This window comes from Pseudomonas sp. ef1, assembly GCF_007293365.2.
GTDB lineage: Bacteria > Pseudomonadota > Gammaproteobacteria > Pseudomonadales > Pseudomonadaceae > Aquipseudomonas > Aquipseudomonas siliginis.
Genome location: NZ_CM129815.1, coordinates 4,918,654 through 4,935,504, shown reverse-complemented (window position 1 = coordinate 4,935,504; position 16,851 = coordinate 4,918,654). Strand labels below are relative to the sequence as shown.

Sequence of the window (16,851 nt, the reverse complement as noted above, 5' to 3'; positions counted from 1 at the left end):
CGTCGGAGAGCATCAATGCAAAGCAAAGATTACGTGCCGGGCGTCTCCGGCTGGAAGTATAGCGATGACGGGTCGTTTGAGCTGAATGGCGCCGCTGTCGACGACATCAAGCCATCCGGCCCCAAGTTGGTCACGATAACTGCCGGACAATGGCCGGATTGCGAACTTGCAGCCAATGCGATGGAGCGCTACGCGTTCATCGGTACTGAGCTGGCGAAGATCCCGGTCGAGTTCCGCGAAAGCGCAGAGTTCACGACCGAGGACTTCTCATTTGACCGCGACGGATCGGACTACCGCACCACGCTGACCTATGTTCGGCAGGAAGCCCCGGAGGAGGCGCTGGCCCGTGCAGAGAAGGCTAAGTCTTCCGGTACGCGAGTCTCGATGGTGAATGGCGTCCTGACTATCACTACCGATGGCGCAGTTCGCTGCCGCATCGGCAATCTGGAAAAGCCAGAGAAGCCAGAGCCCTTCGTGGTAGTTGATGGCGTTGTTTTCGTGAGCGAGGCGTCAATCAAGGATTCCACGATCAAGGCCAAGCTCGCCCCGCAGTGGTCTTTGAAGATGCAGGTCAATGAGCAGGGGCAATACGTTGCCGCCGGTGTCGGACTGGGTATCGGTTCGCAGTTTTTGGTAAGCGCTGACAGATTCAGCATCAATTGCATGTGCGGCGGCGGACCTGTCGGGTTCGGCAAGAAATAAACTCCCCTTCGATCCAGCCAATCCCGCCAAGCGCGGGTTTTTTTATGCCCGCAGAAAGGAGACATACCCATGTCGTCAGGAGCAAAGGTCGCCACGGCCTATGTTGAAGAAGTAACCCAGGGCGTCACGCCCGCAACTGGCTGGAAAGAGCTGATCCGTACCTCGTTCGGTATCGGCCCAACCCAGAACACCGCAGAAAACAACGAAATTGGCTCGACTCGAATGAGTCAGGGCACCACGCCGACCACGGTTGATGTGGCTGGCGCGATCGGTATGAAGTGGCGCTACGGCGGCGCAGTCGATGATTTCCTGGAGTCGTGCTTCGGCGCGCGCTGGACGGCTGACTCACTGACCATGGGCAATCAGCGCATCAGCTACTCGATCGCCTCCTACGCGAGCGATGTGACCGTTGCGTCAGTTGCTCGCGGCGCACAAGTGGCATCGATGGCCTTCACCTTCGGCACCGACAACGATGTCACCATTGACACCACGTTTTCGGCGACTGACTGGGAAGACAAGGCCGATGGCACCAGCTTCTTCAGTGCTGCCGCTGCGGAGCCGGACGGCCCTCGATTCAACTTCAAGAACTTCACCGCATTGACCCTGGATGGTGTGGCCGCCTCGGCAGCTAACGGCACCTGCATCAGCGCAATGTCGCTGACCTTCGATAATGCAGTCCAGACGCAGCGCTGCTTGGGCTCGGGTGATGCGTTCGCCGGCAGCATTATCCCGACAACCTTCAGCGCCTCCGGTAGCGTCACCGTGGCCTGGTCTGCCGCTTCCTACGCCCTGTACCGCAAACAGCGTACCGGCGAATCGGTAGCCATGAGCTTCACGCTCGAGAATGCTGACGGTGCTTACACGGTGCTGCTGCCAGAAATGGAAGCGGTAGGCAGTTGGCCGGACGGTGGTGCGACCGACATCATTGAGGTGGAGCTGGCTGTTTCGGCCCGACGCATCCCGCCAACGATTACTCGCGTGCCTGCTGTTACGCCTTAACCGCTAATAATGCAGAGGCCTGAAAGGGCCTCGTTGCTGGGGTACAGAATGACCTTTATTTTGAAAAAGAAAGATCCGCTCGATGCGGTGTCTACGCGATGGATCGAGCCGGCCCCCGGCCTGCGCCTGCAGATCGGATCGTCCGCTCGACCAGGCTACACCAGCGACTACCGCCAGATTCAGCGACACCTTGAATTCGCCTCGCGCCAGATGGGCGTAGGGACTGAAGAGTTCGACATCCTCAAGAAGTCATCGGTTGAAATACCAGATCCAGATATTCTTTTCGTTGAGCTGGCATGCAAGCACCTGATCCTCGACTGGGAGGGTGTTGCAGAGGCAGAAGATCCAGACGCACCTGCGCCGTATACCCCGGAGCGCGGCGTTGTTTTGATCGAGCAGATGCCAGAGGTTTACTTCCTCGCCCTGAATGCTGCCAATGACATCGCCCTACGTCACAAGGAGCAGGTGGCCGAAACAGTGGAAAAGCCCTTGCCGCCTACCGCTGGGCAGCCGAGTGGGCGGGCCCGGAAAACGAGCGCAAAAGAGAAGTCCACGAAAAGCTGAGGGTTTACATCCCTGAGCCGCCAGAGCTGGACGGTCCAACCACCGATATGCTGGAAGCCTACTACGTCATCAGTCGGGGGCGGCAGTATGTCGGCATGAACGGTGTTCCGGCACCTCTCTCTGTTCGGGATCTGAGTGATTACCTGGCAGCCTACGGTGAGCGATATTCCCGCGAAGAGTTTGATGCAGTGATATTCGCCCTTGATGACGATTTCCGCAAAAGATGGGCAGAGCAGCAGGAAAGCTCAATGACCAAGTGATCTCGGGTGCTCGGCTTGTGATGAAGATTAACCATAGAGCGGGAAATCCCGCAGGAGCAAAAATGAACACATTCACACCAGCGGGAGTCGAGTTCGAAATGGTCTCAGTTACGTGTGGTATTTGCGCCACGGAATCTGCGAAGGCTGAAGTCCTGCAAGGAGTTTGGCCAGATCTTGCCGACCGTGATACCGGAAGGTTCCCCGCGAATCTTGTGACGCCAGAACAACGGGCTCTCCTGGAAAGTGCGGCTGGAACGATTCGCGGACCGGCTGCGCTGCGCTAGATGACGACGTGTAGTGGTGCTTTACGATAACGACTGCAAACGTGACGCCCCTATGGTTAATCAGGGCTCCCTCAAAGCTGCTCATACCGACCTCCAGGTCATAAACGCGCCGAGATTGGCGCTATCCCAGTCCTTGGGCTTGCAGGCAAAGGACTGGGGTTATCCGTTGCGTGAAGGCGAGAGGCTACTATCGGTGATCGGCGGGGCGTTACTGGGGATTCGTACAGGCGGGGAAGGGTACTCAGATTGTGAGTACCCCTTGAGCTAACTGACAATCAGTCATGTAGTCGCGCAGATGGGAAAGGGTCTGACGATTGGGCAGGCCCTTGGACTATCTCACAGTGAGTGATGTAGTTGTGGTGATGATCACCATTACCGGACAACTGACCCTCTTTAAGAGGGCCAGTTATCACCATCATGGTGATAACCGAGAGTGCGCAATGGTTGCACACCCTATGTTCAACATAGGGCGTTCTTGAGGAGCGCACTATAAGGCTGTAGCGAAACGCTACACCCTTCATAGCGTGAAGGCCTACTCCTTCGGAAATTTTTTCCTAGGTTTTGGTCCTTTGGCTGTTTCGTTAGAGCCCGGCGGGCCATCTTTCAACGCGCTCATCACCGCCAGCATGGCTTCCATCACCACTTCGTTGAGGTCCTTCTTGGTGACTGGGCTGTCTTGATCCAGTGACGCCAGCAGCTTTTCTTTTGAGATGCCGCGCTTAATGGGCGTTGACGCTGCGTCGTACTTTTCGGAGTCCGCGTTGCTTTGGCTGATCACTACCTCCGTCTCGAACTGAGGCTTGTCCTTTGGTTCGTCTGGCTGAGACCAAAGGCTTTCCTCAAGGCGTGCGACTAGCTCCGCATTCACCGAGCGGCGGTTCTTATCTGCGGATGCCTTCAGTTGCTCATATAGGGCATAGGGCAGGCGAAACTGGGATCTATAGATTTCTTCCATGTCACTATCTTGTCACTTCGAATAATCGCTTGTATAGTGACACGGAGTCACTAAAGGATGAGTTATGCAATCGCTATCAAGAACCCAAGTTCGTTTCCCCGGTGAGCTGATGGATTGGCTCAAGCAGCAGGCGAAAGAACAAAACCGCTCAATGAATGCCCAGCTTGTAGAAATTCTCAAGCAGGCTAGGACGGGAGAGAAAAATGCACGGACATAAAAAAGCCCCAGTCGCGCCAACGACCAGGGCTTATGAATCCAACGCAGTTAACGATCAGGAAAACAACGTCATGTCGAATATTAGCACAGCGGTATCGAATGTCATCCCGTTCCGCTCAGCCAATCTGTTGCTGGTTGAGAAGGGTGGCGAGCCATTCGTACCAATGAAGCCGGTTGTTGAAGGTATGGGGCTGGCATGGCAGACCCAGCATCGCAAGTTGATGGATGGGCGGTTTGCTTCAACTGTCACCATTATGGTGATAGTTGCGGATGATGGGAAAAGCCGCGAAATGGCTTGCCTTCCTCTGCGCAAACTCGCCGGCTGGCTGATGTCCATTCATGCCAGCAAGGTTCGGAGAGAGCTGCGTGATGTTGTGATCGCATTTCAAAACGAATGCGACGATGTTCTGTGGTCGCACTGGAACAAAACCCACGCTCCTGTTGCGCTGCCTGTGAGCACGAATTTCACCTTGATCGGCACCACCATCGGCTCCGACGGATTTCACTGTCTGTCTGCGGTAATCGACGGGAAAATCAGCCGCCTCGATAAGCGCGCCAAACAAAGCGCGCGCATGCACATCTGGTCGCAGGTACACAAAGCTTTCAGCGTCGTGCGCGGGGAAGACATTCCCGCTGAAAAGCTTGAATCAGCGATGAATTTCGTTGCTGCATATGCCATCGAAGGCCAGTATCTGCAAAAACCAGTAGAGCCGTATTTCGATGTCGGCCAGGATGGCCGCTATATGCTCAGCTTCAATCACAAAGGTGAGCAGCAGATCACGCGGATTCCTGATAACGCTTATGTGTTGTCGAGCCAGGAATTTTTGAAGGGCATCGCGCACATCCCTGGCGACATCCCGATTTCTACTGACGACCTTTTCGAGTTCGCCCTCGCGGCGCTGAGCAACCTGCGCCTGAGGTCTAAGCACAGAGCAGCCTGACAAAACTTTCACCCATCACCCTGCATCAGCGGGGTTTTGGTGCTTCAAGAGTTTTGGACTCAGAGTTGGCGTGTTGGTAATCTGATAAAAAATTCAGGGAGCGCCGGCAAGATGAGAACGGAGTTTTTAACGGTTGACTTTACTCGATCCGATGTTAGGCAGCTGGCGGAGCGGAATTACGAGGAAATTGGCAATGCCGTGAGAGACGGTGCGAATGGATATCAGCTTGAAATTGATCAGAAGGACGCCATAAGCAATATGATCTCCAGCTGGGATATTGAGAGTCAGAATAGATTCCTCTCGATGCATGCCGAGGAGGTCAACGCATGCATTCAAAAAACCATGGACAGCGTGGCTGAAATCAACAGAAATACCGCAGAAACTATTAGGAAAACTGCAGAAATCAACCAGCAAGCCCTTCAAAACGAATTTACCAGTTCGCAGGTGTATAGCTGGATAATAGGCTTAGTGTTTCTATCCATCATGATGATCGTGATATTCAAGTAACAGCCAGATATTTCAAGGCCCGCCATGAGCGGGTTTTTTTTCGCCCGGAGAAAAGCCATGACTCAGCAATCTAGCCGCCTGGATATCATCATCGATTCGCGGCAGGCGCAGCGTAATGGTGAGCAGCTTCGTATTACCCTGAACAACCTTGTTGTGGTTGGCGATCAGGCTGCCAACTCCATGTCTGGAGCTGGCTCGGCGGCTCGCGCAGCCGGCGTGGCATTCGCGGCTCTCGGTGCTGGTCGAGTAGCCAGCGAGATCATCCGACTTACGGATGCCTTCAAATCCATGCAGGGCTCTCTAGCGCTCGTCAGTTCGTCGACTTCGGTAGCTACCGATTCTTTCCAGAAGCTGCTGACGATGGCGAATAACACCGGCAGCTCGCTGGAGTCGACTGTTTCGCTGTATACCCGGCTGGCCAACGCCACCCGAGGCGCCGGCTACACCACCGAGCAGTTGCTTGGGGTAACCGATGCCATCAACAAGGCGTTCGTAATTTCCGGCGCCACCATGCAGGAGGCTTCGAACGCCGCGATTCAGCTATCCCAGGGCTTGGCGTCCGGCACGCTGCGCGGCGAAGAGCTGAACTCCGTAATGGAGCAGGGGCCACGCATCACCCGTGCGCTGGCCGAGTACCTGGGCGTCACCAGCGGCCAGATTCGCCAGATGGCTGCCGACGGCAAGATCACTGCCGAGGTTGTTACCAATGCGCTTCTCAAGTCTCTGACTTCGCTGAACTCAGAGCTTGATCGCATGCCGCGCCGGTTTGAGCAGGCATCGACCGCACTGAAAAACAACTTCCTTGCTGCTGTCGGGCAGATCGACATAAATCCGCTTATCCGTTCGGTTGATGCGTTGGCCGACTCTCTGTCGAAACCAGAAGTCATCGATGGCATTCAGTCCATCGCGACCGGCCTCGGCAATGTCGTTGCTGTCGGCGGTGATGGCCTGAAAACGGTGGTTTCCAATACCGATGCGCTAATGGTCATCACTGGCGCATATGCAGCGAAGGTAGGTGCAGGCCTTGTCAGCTCGCTTTATCTGGCGGTTAAGGCTCGGTATAGCGACGTGTCGGCAGCCAATCAGCAGATTGTCACGGCGAAACGCTCAGAGATGGCGGCTGCCTCCGAAGCTGTTGCCATTCAAAGCGTAGTTGTGGCCTCTACTGAGGCCGGGCTGGCTAGAGCCATCTACGCCCGAAGCGAGGCAATGGCGGCTACGCAATCTGAAATTTCAAGCGTTAAGCGGCTGAGGGCGGTAGCAGCGCAGCTAGCGGCTGATCGACAGCTTGAAGTCCAGCGGATGCAGGCACAAATTAACAACACAGGGCTTGCCGCATCACATACCCGTCTCGCCGAGATACGTACCGCCGAAGCCGCGATTACCACTCAGCTAACAGCTGCAGAGGCGCGGCTGTCGGTAGCTCGACAGGCAGAGCTTGCGACTGGCGCTGTTGTTGGTCAGCAAACTGTGGCGCTCAATGCTGCGCGGACTGAGGGCGCAGCGATTCTGACTGCCCAAGCTAGCGCGCAGAATGCGCTGAATGCGGCAGAGCAGCGGGGTGTTGTAGCTCGCACCGCAGGATCGCTTGCTTTGTCGGCGCTGGGTGGGCCAATTGGGGCGGTTACGCTTGGATTGGCCGCAGTAGCTGGCGGAATGATTTATCTAGCGTCAGGAACAGATAAGGCGACCGAGTCACTTATTGATCAGCATCTTGCGATTGACGAGACGGTCAAGAAGTTCGACAGCCTGACCGCTGCCCAGCAGCGAAATCAGGTTTCAAAGTGGGCAGAGGCACAGCAGGCAGCATTGGATGATGCTTCGGCTGCTGCCAGCAAGTACGCGAATATCGCCGAGAACGCGATCACCTCCGTCGGCTCGGCGCGAGTGTCCGACCTGGCAACCTTGTCGAGCATGATTGCGCAAGTGAAGTCTGGGCAGAAAACCCTGGACGACGTGACCGTATGGCTTCAGGCGACGCAGGGCATCTCAGGAGGATTTAAGTCTTCCCTGGAAGGGATCGCAGCCAGCTACGACACCAACATTCAATCGGCAAATGGTTATGCCGAGCGACTGCAAACCGTAAACAAGCTCACGCAGGACGTGTCAGCCAACAATGGCAAAATGGCCGCATCGCAAGATGCTACCAGCAAGGCTAATGGCGCTAGCGCACAGGCGTGGGACAAGTACATTGAGCAACTGACCAAGACCCGCGATCTGGTTGGCGCAAACGCGGCAGCTGAGGCGGCATACACCGCTATCAAGATGGGTGCCAATTCGTCGCAGCAAGAGCAAGCCAAGGCCATCGCAGCGCAGACCGACCTGCTCAATAAGTATCAGGACGCGGTCAAGGAGAACAACAAAGTCGAGCAGGAGCGACTGAAGGTTCTGCTGGTGGCGAGCTACACCGCCATGCAGGCCGCTGAGGATACGGCTGCCGCGCAAAAGAAAGCCCTGAGCGATACCGCCAAAGCGGCCGAAGAAAGTTCGGCCCGGCAAGTCAGCGCGATGCAGCGGATCATCGACAAGTCGATTAACCTGACTGCAGGTCGCAATCTGCTGCTGGTTGATCAGCAAAAGCAAGGGCTCAGCGGCTACGGGCTGCTGACAAATGGCGGTACCGCACCAGCCGCGCCTGTCACTCCGCGCAAAACGCCTCGGCAGCTGGCAGAAGAGCGGATGGCGCAAATTGTTGCCGGCACCACGCCGAACAAGCCGACTAAAACCCCGAAAGGCCCAAGCGAAAAAGGCGAGCTTAACGCCGCGCTGAGCGCATTCGATGCTCTCTACAAAAAAGCAGACCCGGCGGCGCAGGCTGTTCGAGACCTAACCGAGGCGCAGGAGAAGCTGCAGCTCGCGCTTTCAAAGGGGAAGATCACGCAGGAGCAATACGGCGTGGCGCTGGGCCAGGCATCAAAGGATTACGCCGCAGTTATTGAAAAAAGTGGCGAGCTGAGCCAGGCCGAGCAGTATCGACTGCAGATCCAGAAGCAACTCCAAACCCAGCAGGAAGCTGCCAATCAGGCAGCTGCTGCTATTGGGCAGGGTACCGAGGAGGCACAACGAGCCTCGGAGCGATTGAAGCTTGAAAGCGATCACAACGACCGAATCCTTGATCTGCGTACCAAGCTTGCCAGGGCGTCAACTGACCAGCAGCGCAAGGATTTACAGGATCAGATCAATATCACCGAAGAGCTATTCCCGCAGCAGGTCGCAATCATGGTGAATGGCTGGGCCAAAGTGGATAAGGCTCAGGCCGACTGGTCGAACGGTGCAAGGTCGGCATTTCAGAACTATGCCGAGCAAGCTGCTGATGTGGCCGGCCAAAGCAAATCGCTATTCACCAATGCCTTCAGCAACATGGAAGACTCGATCGTAAATTTCGTGAAAACCGGCAAGTTGTCATTCAAGGATTTGGCGGACGGCATCATCGCCGACCTGATCCGCATTCAGGTGCGCCAGGCGGCGGTGGGCATCTTCGGCACGATCTTCAGCGGACTGACTGCCGGCGCTTCAGCCGGCAACGGCCTCGCAGCCGGCTCGGCTGGCGCGACGTCTTCCGCGCTCGGCGCATCTGCCGCCGGATACAGCTCGAAGTTCGGCTTCTCCGACGGCGGCTATACCGGTGACGGCGGCAAGTTCGAGCCGAAGGGCGTTGTGCACGGCGGCGAGTTCGTTGTCCGCAAGGAGGCGGTGAGCCAGCCAGGTGCTCGGGAGTTCCTCGAACGCATGAACGCGAACGCCAAAGGGTACGCGGATGGCGGTTACGTTGGCGCTACCGCTGCTGCATCGACCTCCAATGTCGTACCGATCTCTTCGGGCTCGTCCACTGCTCCGGTCATCAAGCAGAGCTTCAGCTTCCAAGGCACACCAGATGACGCCACCGTCAACATGGTGCGCGAGGCGGCAATGCAGGGGGCCAAGGGCGGCTACGAGCTGGTCGTGCGCGACCTGAAAATGAACGGAACCATCCGCCAGCTGATCGCGCGGCGCTAAGCAATCTAAGGAGTACTGCATGGCTCACACGTGGCCGGCTTCGCTGCGTCCGTCAGAAATGACGTGGGGCATCGTCAACAACAGCAGGGCGTTTACCTCGACGCTCTCGAATGCCCAGCAGATCGTCGGCTACCCGGGCGCTTACTGGCAGTGCACCTTGACCTTCGGATTGCTGACCAGAGAGCAGGAACGACAGCTGACCTCTTTCCTCGGGAAGCTCGACGGCATGATGGGTACCTTCAACCTGCCGGCGTTCACCCGCCAGCGCACCAACAGCGTCGGAGCTCTCACGGTCGTCACCGGAAACGCTCAGGCGCGATCAATGGTAATCGGCGGCGCACAGGCGAATGCCGCTGTGTTCGCTGAAGGCGACTACATCACCATTGCGGGCGAGATGTTTGAGGTTACCGATGCGGCATCGGCGAACGCGCAGGGCAGGGTGACGGTGTCAGTCAACAAGCGCATCCGCAAGACGCTCACAGCCGGTACCGCCGTCGAGTACCTCAACCCCTACTCGGAAATGCGCATGACCACCGATACCTGGGCGATGTCCATTAAACCGGTGATCGCGAACGGCAGTTACCCATTCAGGGAGGCCTTCTGATGCCATCAGCATTTCCGTTCAGCCAGAGCGTTGTGAACATCATCGCCACTGGCCGCTTCATGCCTGTCTACGCGGTGCAGCTCGACTTCGTCGACGGGCTGGTCTTCGCGCACACCGGTACCGGTGATCTGGTGGTCGATGGCATCACCTACCTGGGCGTGGGCAACTTCGGCCAGGTGAGCCAATCGCAGGAAAGCGACAACTCTGGGTCGCCAATGTCCGTCGAGCTGACGCTCAGCGGGTTGGATGCCTACATCCTTTCCGAGACGAACGTCCGGGGCTGTCGCGGGCGAATGGCCAAAGTCATATTCGTGGTGTTCGACGAGGTCGGCAACTACGCGGCGGACATTCTGTTCTCTGGTCGCATGGACGCGGCGAAGTTCTCCTTTGCCGGCAATGGCGAGGATGGCAACAGCATCACTGTCCCGGTCATCGATCGCATGGCCGAGTGGAGCCGCACCGGTACCGAACGATTCACCGATGAAAATCACCGAGCGCGCCATCAGGGCGACCGGTTCTTCTACGCCATCGCCCAGATGTCCGAGTGGCCCATTTATTGGGGCTCGAAGAAGGACGCACCGACATTCACATATGGAAGCTAGCCATGCGCTACCGAGACTGGACAACCCGTCTGAACGAAACGATCAAGGCCGCCCAAGAGCGGCCTTTTTCATGGGGCGAATTTGACTGCTGCCTGTTCGCTGCCGACTGCACGGCCTCGGTGTGTGGTGTCGATCCTGCGGAGAACTACCGCGGCAAGTACACGACGGAAACCGGTGCGAAACGGCAACTGAAGAAACAGCACGGCAGCCTTGAGGCGGCGTGGGATGTCCACTTTGCTCGGGTGCCACTGGGCTTCATCCAGCGTGGCGACGTCGTTCTGTACGACGCACCCGGCGGCCGAAGCATGGCCGTTTTCTGGGCGGGGGATTACTGGGCAGCGACCGACGACGGTGCGGCTCGGGTTGAGTGCGAGCCATTGGCCGCGTGGAGAATTGAATGAGCGGCGGCGTCAAGAAACTCGCTTCAGTCGTCATCGGCGCGGTAGTTGGCTTTGCTCAGGGCGGCCCATGGGGTGCTGTTGCTGGCGCAGCGCTTGCCTTTTACGCGGCGGAGCAACAGGAAAAGCTCAATACCAAGTCGCCACTGCGCGACAACGAGCCATCCGCCCAGACCGTGCGCTCCTCGAAGGCGCCGGTTCGTTTCATCCTCGGCCGAGTCTCTACTGGCGGCGTGCTGGTGTGGGCGCAGGAACAGGCAGGTGCTCAGGTGGAAGGTGAATGGTTGCACCTGGTGTACGTGCTGTGTGAGGGCGCGATTGATGCGCTCGAAAACATCTACCTCGGCGAGGAAGAAATTGGCGCGTTCGGCCCGCTGGCCAGCTACGAGCTGGTCGTCAATCCGACTCAAGTGAACGCTTTCCTGAAAGCCAATTGCCCCGACTGGAAAGACTCACAGATCGGTCGCGGATTATCGTACGTGCGGGTTTCCCTGCGTTACAGCGCAGAGAAGTTTCCATCGGGCATCCCTGACACACGTTTTGTGGTTCGTGGCCGGAATGATATCTACGATCCGCGCAGCGGGGCTTCGGGGTACAGCGCGAACACCGCGCTTCACTTGCTCTGGTTCCTGCGCAATCGCTGCAATGTTCCGGACGATGAAATCGTCTTCGAGACCTTCGCCAGTGCTGCAAACGTCTGCGATGAGGGCGTAATCAATGCCGACGGCTCGACGAGCCAGCGGTATCGCACCGGCTGTGTAATCGGCGCGGACGAGCAGCGCACCGGTGTTCTCCAGAAACTGGAAGCAGCTTCCGGCGGACATCTGATCCGTGTTGGCGGTCGTTGGATGTTCCAGGCCGGCGCCTATTACGGCCCGTACGACTTCGAAATCACCGAGGACATGGTGATCGGCACCGTCACCGGTAGCACCGAGCCGACCAATGACACGGCGATCAACACAGTGCGCGGCACCTTTATCGATCCGGATCAGTCATGGACTGAAACGGACTACCCGGAAGTTAGTGTTTCGGAGTGGATTGTCGAGGACGGCGGCGAGGCGGCGGAGACGCTGACCTATTCCTATGTCACCGATCCCTATCAGGCCCAGCGCCTGGCGAACATGGAGCTGCGCCGGCGGCGCGCTGGCGGGGCTATCAGCATCCCGATGAACTTCGCCGGCTACAACTGCCGTCCGGGTCGCGTGGTGCGGGTAAATCTCCCGTCCCTGAACATCCTTGGCGAGTTCATCGTCTCCGACTGGTCGATGGGCGATCGCGAGGGCTGCACGGTGCAGGTCAAGCAATACGAGCCAGCTATCTTCGATGACGCCGTCGGTCAGCCCTACAACCCGATTGGCTTCATCATCCTGCCTTCTGGTGGGCTTGGCACGCCAACTAATCTGACGTGGACGCAGGACACCACGGCCGAGGTAACGCAGGGCGTTCTGTCGTGGGCTCCTCCTGCTGGCGTGGTCAAGGAGTACATCGTCATCGTTCGGCAGGGCACGGCCGCGATTCAGTCGCACAACGTTCCCGCGACATCCACTGAGTGCGCCATCAACGGGTTGCCGTCCGGTAACTACACAATGAGCGTGGCGGCCGCTGGCCCCATGGCGCGATCGGGGGAGGTGACGATCACCGTCAGCATCAACGGCCCGCCAATCCCGGAAAGCTGCGTGGTGCAGTCGTCGATCGATAACATCGTCCTGATACCGGGAAACGCGCAAAACGGGCTGAACGGCGGTACTTATGAATACTTCTTCAGCACGTCACCGACAGCCACCTCTGCTGATGCCGAGTATCTGGGGCAGGGACTATCCTTCACTCACACGGGGCTGGGCTTCTGGACGAACTACTACTATTTCGTCCGATCGTCGAACGCCTACGGCAAGAGCTCTTTCCTTTACGTGCCCGCGCAGACCTCGAACGATGTCTCGGCGTATCTGGCGGCACTTGCCGGGAAAATCACAAAGACAGAGCTGGGTCAGGAGCTTGCCGACGAGATCGACAAAATCCCGGGGCTCCAGGAGCAAATCGACGCGCTCGACGGACTGAAAGGTTACGACCCGGAAGCCACCTACGAAGAGTACGACCTGGTGGTGCAGGGCAAGCGGATCTATCAGGCTACCGGCCCGGTACCGCTCAACATGCCACCGCCAAACCCGCTCTACTGGCTCGACGTTGGGCAGACCGTTGAGACTGCGAACGGACTTGCCCAGCAGGTGGCAACCCATACAGTCGAGATCGACGAACTCGACGGCGTCGTCACTGCTCAAGCCACGGCCTTCGAAGCCCTTCGCGCCTCCTATCGAGACGATGACGGTGCTGGCGATCTCGCGGACGCGATCAAAAGCTATACCAACACGGCGGCGATTGCGTCCGAATCGAAGGTTCGCGCCTCCCAAAACGAGGCAATGTCGAGCCGTGTAACGAACTTCGACGCGAAAATCGGCGAGAACGCGGCGAACATCACCGAGCTTGAGCAGGTGGTGGCCACGAACGAATCGGCGACCGCGACGAAGATCGACCAGTTGAATGTTTCCGTTGGGGAGAACTCGGCAGCGATTCAGCAGACGTCCACAGCCTATGCGGACACGGCGGGTAAGCTGAACACGATGTGGTCGGTGAAGATGCAGGTCACAGCCAATGGGCAGTACGTCGCGGCGGGCATTGGGCTTGGCATTGAGAACACCGGGGCAGGATTGCAGAGCCAGTTCCTCGTCAGCGCTGACCGCTTCGCCATCGTCAACACCATTGCCGGCGGCGCCATTTCGGTGCCGTTTGCGGTAGAGGGTGGGCAGGTCTTCCTGAATACCCTTTTTGTGAAAGACGCCTCGATCGGAAACGCCAAGATCGGTTTCTTCATCCAGTCAGACAACTACATCGCAGGTGTTCAGGGCTGGCGCATCGACAAGGCTGGCAACTTCGAGCTGAACAGCCCGCTGGGCGGTGGCGCTCGCCAGGTCATCAACAACAACGGCGGCAAGGTGTTCGATGAGAACGGCGTGAAGCGCTACCAGTGGGGGAATCTGAACGCATGAGCTTCGGCATAAGGATATGGGGCGCCGATGGGGCGCTCCAGCTGGATGAGAACTCATTCACGATTCGCGTCGTGCTCTCGGTGCAAGTCACGTTTGCACTGGGGGCCAGCAAAGGAACGCAGGACTTCGCCGTTCCCGGTGTAGGCCCTGGCAACGGAACCGCAATCGTGATCCCGATCGGTACCTATTCGCAGAACCAAATGCAGTTCGAAACCGAGATGCTCGACGGAGTCGTCCGCGTCTACAACTACACCCGGACGTACGCGGCGAGTACCACGTCTTCCGGAACCATGCGCTTGATAGTAATGAGGTGGAGCTGATGAGCTACGGCGTTCAGTTCACAAACAACAATAACGTCGTGACTTTGGATTCAGAGTTTGCACGGCTGATGGTCATTGCTTCAGGGCGATACGCACCAAACCAAGAGTCTGGGCTTGGCTCGGTTACCACGTTTGCGCGCCCTGTTACCTCGCAAGAGCCTCCGCTCGTATTCGTGCGACCGGACACTATCAACGGGGTGGCGGGGCTTTGCCGGATGAGCCTTTTGGGCTCTGCGGGTAACTGGACAGGCTTTTATGTCAGGGCGTACGACGTCAGCGTTGCCGGTCTGAATGGGCGTTATTTCGTTGCGGCGTTTGGGGCTCAGCCTGTTGCTCAATATGGGATGCGCTTGTGGGATGGCGCCGGGAAACTGCTTTTTGACTCAGGCACGCCGAACGCAACGTTTACTCGTGCTTTCCAGAACTGGACGTATGTCCGCTATGACACCACCCCTCAGGGCCTAACGCGGATCTTCTACAGCGTTCCGTTCAACTTCCCTGAGAACGAGTTCATGTTGCTGAACACGTTCGGCATGCCGATGACCTCGGGAAGCGGCATCCCCCGCGATCTTTATTGCTGGTGGGATTTCCCCAACAACACGCTCTACGCCATCACCATTGCGGCATCGAACCCCTTCGCTTTCTTCCTGCCGGCAGTGTTCGCAAAACAAGCCGCATAACCCCATTTATAGGATGCACAGCATGCCCTGGTACAAATCAGGAACGGTTTCTGTCACCCAAAATTCCAACGCAGTGATCGGCACAGGCACCGCGTTTATTGCCAACAGCCGGGTCGGCGATGGCTTTCGCGGGCCGGACGGTCGCTGGTACGAGGTGACCAACATCGCGAGCAATACCGCTCTTTCGATCTCGCCGAATTACGAAGGCTCGACAGTTGCTGGCGGCTTCTACGCGATCATGCCAGTGCAGGGCTATCAGAAAGACTTGGCCGATCAGGTGCGGGACATTCTCAATGATTACGGAGGCGTGCTGGCGGTACTTGGCACCACGCCTACGACCGTCGGGGTTCGTGAGGAACTGAATCTCACCGATACAGACGGTCTTCCGGAGGGGGAAGCAAACAAATACCTAACCAATGCAAGGGTTCTTTCTTCAGTCCTTACAGGGCTGGATGCATCAGCGGCAGGCGCGGTAGTCGCAGCTGACAGTATTCTGGCGGCGATAGGGAAGCTTCAAGCTGCAAAAGCAGGGAAAGGTGCGAACAACGACATTACATCGATCATCGGGTTGACCACTGCGTTAGCGGTGAACCAGGGCGGTACTGGCGTGACTACGACGTCCGCACTGCTGACAGCACTACAGGCAGAAGGAGCCTACGGGAAATCCAACGTCGTCGGCACAGTTTCACAGAGCAATGGCGTACCTACCGGCGCGATCATAGAGAGAGGCTCGGGCGCCAATGGAAACTTTGTAAAATGGGCAGACGGGACGATGATCTGCACGAGATCTTTCGCGCTTCAGACGGTAGCGGCGAACGGAACTATAAACTTGGGCGCCCAATCCTTTGCGTCTGCATTTTCCTCGATACCAACACTTTCTTTCAGCACCAGCTCTGACTTTCCGTACGACATAACTGGTTCGGCGGAAACGGGCACAACGACCACTAGCTTTCGCTGGTCTGGAAAAAACAGAAACACATCAAATTCAATCGGTTTTTATTTGTCGGTGATCGCTATCGGGAGATGGTTCCAATGATTATCAATCTTTCACCCCAGCGGCGCGACGACTCACTAGAGGTTGTGCGTGCAGGAAACTCTCTGGTTATCAACGGCGAGACTTTTGATTTTTCCCGCATGAGTGATGGCGACACCTTGCCATCCAGCGCGATCAAATCCGAATGGTTCGTCGGTGATGTGAACAAAGAAGAGGGGGAGCTGACGCTGACCTTGATACTGCCAAACCCATTGAACTATAGCCCCGAGCAGGCATTTCCGGTGCCATTGCATGACGTACCGGACGGCCTGATTGAGTTTCCGGCACCGTTACCAGAAGTTTCGAGTGAAACCGTGAGCGAGGTGCAGGGATGAATATCGACTGGACCCAACTCATCACCAAGGCGATGAAAGACGCAGCGATTCAGGCTGCTCAACTGAGCGCGGCCAAGTCCGAACTCGCGTCACGAAATACGAGATCGGTTACCCAGATCGCACGTATTCAAGACCGCATCGATACCATCGGTTTCGGCATCGATATCGGCGAGGCAACAGCAGAGGAAGAGGCTGAGCAGGCCGAATTGCTGCTCACGTTGAAGGCGTGGAAAACGTACAAGTTCGCGCTTGGCAAAGTCACTGTGCAGCCAACGTGGTATCAGGCGCCGGTATGGCCCGTTGAGCCACCCATCCCGGAAATCATCGCCGCGCCACTGCTGAGTGAACCCGGCGCGGCCTGAGTCAAACTGAACACCGCAACCCGCCATCGAGCGGGTATTTTTTTGCCTGGAG

At 57.4% G+C, this 16,851-nt stretch carries 18 protein-coding genes; 17 read left to right on the top strand and 1 reads right to left on the bottom strand.

From position 1 onward, the window contains the following. Nucleotides 1-15 precede the first annotated feature (15 nt). The 4 genes from FEE99_RS22345 to FEE99_RS22330 all read left to right on the top strand — a co-directional run bounded on the left by FEE99_RS22345 (nt 16) and on the right by FEE99_RS22330 (nt 2,525). Nucleotides 16-702 (top strand): phage tail tip fiber protein, encoded by a 687-nt coding sequence (locus tag FEE99_RS22345; protein ID WP_143978958.1) that lies wholly within the window; start codon nt 16-18, stop codon nt 700-702. Nucleotides 703-771: 69 nt separating this feature from the next. After that, on the top strand, nt 772-1,701 hold the full coding sequence (locus tag FEE99_RS22340; RefSeq protein ID WP_143978957.1) for a phage tail tube protein: 930 nt from the start codon (nt 772-774) through the stop codon (nt 1,699-1,701). Between the two features lie 48 nt (nt 1,702-1,749). Continuing rightward, on the top strand, nt 1,750-2,265 hold the full coding sequence (locus FEE99_RS22335; RefSeq protein WP_052906174.1) for a hypothetical protein: 516 nt from the start codon (nt 1,750-1,752) through the stop codon (nt 2,263-2,265). 47 nt (nt 2,266-2,312) lie between these two features. Next, entirely contained in the window at nt 2,313-2,525 is a 213-nt protein-coding gene (locus FEE99_RS22330) for a hypothetical protein (protein ID WP_042559967.1), read from the top strand. An 816-nt stretch (nt 2,526-3,341) separates the two neighbouring features. Here the strand turns inward: FEE99_RS22330 and FEE99_RS22325 are convergent. Continuing rightward, nucleotides 3,342-3,764 (bottom strand): Arc family DNA-binding protein, encoded by a 423-nt coding sequence (locus tag FEE99_RS22325; RefSeq protein WP_143978955.1) that lies wholly within the window; start codon nt 3,762-3,764, stop codon nt 3,342-3,344. Nucleotides 3,765-3,828: 64 nt separating this feature from the next. Between FEE99_RS22325 and FEE99_RS22320 the strand changes: the two genes are divergently transcribed. The 13 genes from FEE99_RS22320 to FEE99_RS22260 all read left to right on the top strand — a co-directional run bounded on the left by FEE99_RS22320 (nt 3,829) and on the right by FEE99_RS22260 (nt 16,799). Then, a complete protein-coding gene (locus FEE99_RS22320) occupies nt 3,829-3,981 on the top strand; it encodes an Arc family DNA-binding protein (protein ID WP_143978954.1) in 153 nt (50 codons plus the stop codon). Beyond that, entirely contained in the window at nt 3,968-4,921 is a 954-nt protein-coding gene (locus FEE99_RS22315; RefSeq protein WP_256675346.1) for a phage antirepressor N-terminal domain-containing protein, read from the top strand. Before FEE99_RS22320 ends, FEE99_RS22315 begins: the two co-directional genes overlap by 14 nt. Before the next feature lie 111 nt (nt 4,922-5,032). After that, entirely contained in the window at nt 5,033-5,428 is a 396-nt protein-coding gene (locus FEE99_RS22310) for a hypothetical protein (RefSeq protein ID WP_143978953.1), read from the top strand. Nucleotides 5,429-5,485: 57 nt separating this feature from the next. Beyond that, nucleotides 5,486-9,424: a phage tail tape measure protein gene (locus FEE99_RS22305; RefSeq protein WP_178089427.1), complete on the top strand. Its 3,939-nt coding sequence runs from the start codon at nt 5,486-5,488 to the stop codon at nt 9,422-9,424. 19 nt (nt 9,425-9,443) lie between these two features. Continuing rightward, complete coding sequence (locus FEE99_RS22300; RefSeq protein WP_143978951.1) at nt 9,444-10,028, top strand: hypothetical protein; 585 nt, start codon at nt 9,444-9,446, stop codon at nt 10,026-10,028. Further along, nucleotides 10,028-10,630: a hypothetical protein gene (locus tag FEE99_RS22295; RefSeq protein WP_178089426.1), complete on the top strand. Its 603-nt coding sequence runs from the start codon at nt 10,028-10,030 to the stop codon at nt 10,628-10,630. The genes FEE99_RS22300 and FEE99_RS22295 overlap by 1 nt, the downstream gene beginning before the upstream one ends. A gap of 2 nt (nt 10,631-10,632) precedes the next feature. Beyond that, nucleotides 10,633-11,031: a DUF6950 family protein gene (locus tag FEE99_RS22290; protein WP_042559958.1), complete on the top strand. Its 399-nt coding sequence runs from the start codon at nt 10,633-10,635 to the stop codon at nt 11,029-11,031. Continuing rightward, on the top strand, nt 11,028-14,069 hold the full coding sequence (locus FEE99_RS22285; protein ID WP_143978950.1) for a phage tail tip fiber protein: 3,042 nt from the start codon (nt 11,028-11,030) through the stop codon (nt 14,067-14,069). The genes FEE99_RS22290 and FEE99_RS22285 overlap by 4 nt, the downstream gene beginning before the upstream one ends. 8 nt (nt 14,070-14,077) lie before the next feature. After that, nucleotides 14,078-14,389, top strand: a complete 312-nt coding sequence (locus FEE99_RS22280) for a hypothetical protein (RefSeq protein WP_056786843.1) — start codon at nt 14,078-14,080, stop codon at nt 14,387-14,389. Continuing rightward, nucleotides 14,389-15,069, top strand: coding sequence for a hypothetical protein (locus FEE99_RS22275; protein WP_064361147.1), 681 nt, complete (start codon nt 14,389-14,391; stop codon nt 15,067-15,069). The genes FEE99_RS22280 and FEE99_RS22275 overlap by 1 nt, the downstream gene beginning before the upstream one ends. Before the next feature lie 22 nt (nt 15,070-15,091). Then, nucleotides 15,092-16,105 carry a phage tail protein gene (locus FEE99_RS22270; RefSeq protein WP_143978949.1) on the top strand — a complete coding sequence of 338 codons (1,014 nt, stop codon included), beginning with the start codon at nt 15,092-15,094 and terminating at the stop codon, nt 16,103-16,105. Continuing rightward, a complete protein-coding gene (locus FEE99_RS22265) occupies nt 16,102-16,437 on the top strand; it encodes a hypothetical protein (protein WP_143978948.1) in 336 nt (111 codons plus the stop codon). The genes FEE99_RS22270 and FEE99_RS22265 overlap by 4 nt, the downstream gene beginning before the upstream one ends. Continuing rightward, the gene (locus FEE99_RS22260) at nt 16,434-16,799 is read left to right on the top strand and encodes a hypothetical protein (RefSeq protein WP_064361181.1); all 366 of its coding nucleotides are present in this window, start codon (nt 16,434-16,436) and stop codon (nt 16,797-16,799) included. The genes FEE99_RS22265 and FEE99_RS22260 overlap by 4 nt, the downstream gene beginning before the upstream one ends. The last annotated feature ends 52 nt before the right edge of the window (nt 16,800-16,851 follow it).

Coding starts and splice junctions, on each gene's coding strand:
- FEE99_RS22345 (WP_143978958.1), top strand. CDS start 16: ATGCAAAGCAAAGATTACGTGCCGGGCGTCTCCGGCTGGAAGTATAGC.
- FEE99_RS22340 (WP_143978957.1), top strand. CDS start 772: ATGTCGTCAGGAGCAAAGGTCGCCACGGCCTATGTTGAAGAAGTAACC.
- FEE99_RS22335 (WP_052906174.1), top strand. CDS start 1,750: ATGACCTTTATTTTGAAAAAGAAAGATCCGCTCGATGCGGTGTCTACG.
- FEE99_RS22330 (WP_042559967.1), top strand. CDS start 2,313: ATGCTGGAAGCCTACTACGTCATCAGTCGGGGGCGGCAGTATGTCGGC.
- FEE99_RS22325 (WP_143978955.1), bottom strand. CDS start 3,764: ATGGAAGAAATCTATAGATCCCAGTTTCGCCTGCCCTATGCCCTATAT.
- FEE99_RS22320 (WP_143978954.1), top strand. CDS start 3,829: ATGCAATCGCTATCAAGAACCCAAGTTCGTTTCCCCGGTGAGCTGATG.
- FEE99_RS22315 (WP_256675346.1), top strand. CDS start 3,968: ATGCACGGACATAAAAAAGCCCCAGTCGCGCCAACGACCAGGGCTTAT.
- FEE99_RS22310 (WP_143978953.1), top strand. CDS start 5,033: ATGAGAACGGAGTTTTTAACGGTTGACTTTACTCGATCCGATGTTAGG.
- FEE99_RS22305 (WP_178089427.1), top strand. CDS start 5,486: ATGACTCAGCAATCTAGCCGCCTGGATATCATCATCGATTCGCGGCAG.
- FEE99_RS22300 (WP_143978951.1), top strand. CDS start 9,444: ATGGCTCACACGTGGCCGGCTTCGCTGCGTCCGTCAGAAATGACGTGG.
- FEE99_RS22295 (WP_178089426.1), top strand. CDS start 10,028: ATGCCATCAGCATTTCCGTTCAGCCAGAGCGTTGTGAACATCATCGCC.
- FEE99_RS22290 (WP_042559958.1), top strand. CDS start 10,633: ATGCGCTACCGAGACTGGACAACCCGTCTGAACGAAACGATCAAGGCC.
- FEE99_RS22285 (WP_143978950.1), top strand. CDS start 11,028: ATGAGCGGCGGCGTCAAGAAACTCGCTTCAGTCGTCATCGGCGCGGTA.
- FEE99_RS22275 (WP_064361147.1), top strand. CDS start 14,389: ATGAGCTACGGCGTTCAGTTCACAAACAACAATAACGTCGTGACTTTG.
- FEE99_RS22270 (WP_143978949.1), top strand. CDS start 15,092: ATGCCCTGGTACAAATCAGGAACGGTTTCTGTCACCCAAAATTCCAAC.
- FEE99_RS22265 (WP_143978948.1), top strand. CDS start 16,102: ATGATTATCAATCTTTCACCCCAGCGGCGCGACGACTCACTAGAGGTT.
- FEE99_RS22260 (WP_064361181.1), top strand. CDS start 16,434: ATGAATATCGACTGGACCCAACTCATCACCAAGGCGATGAAAGACGCA.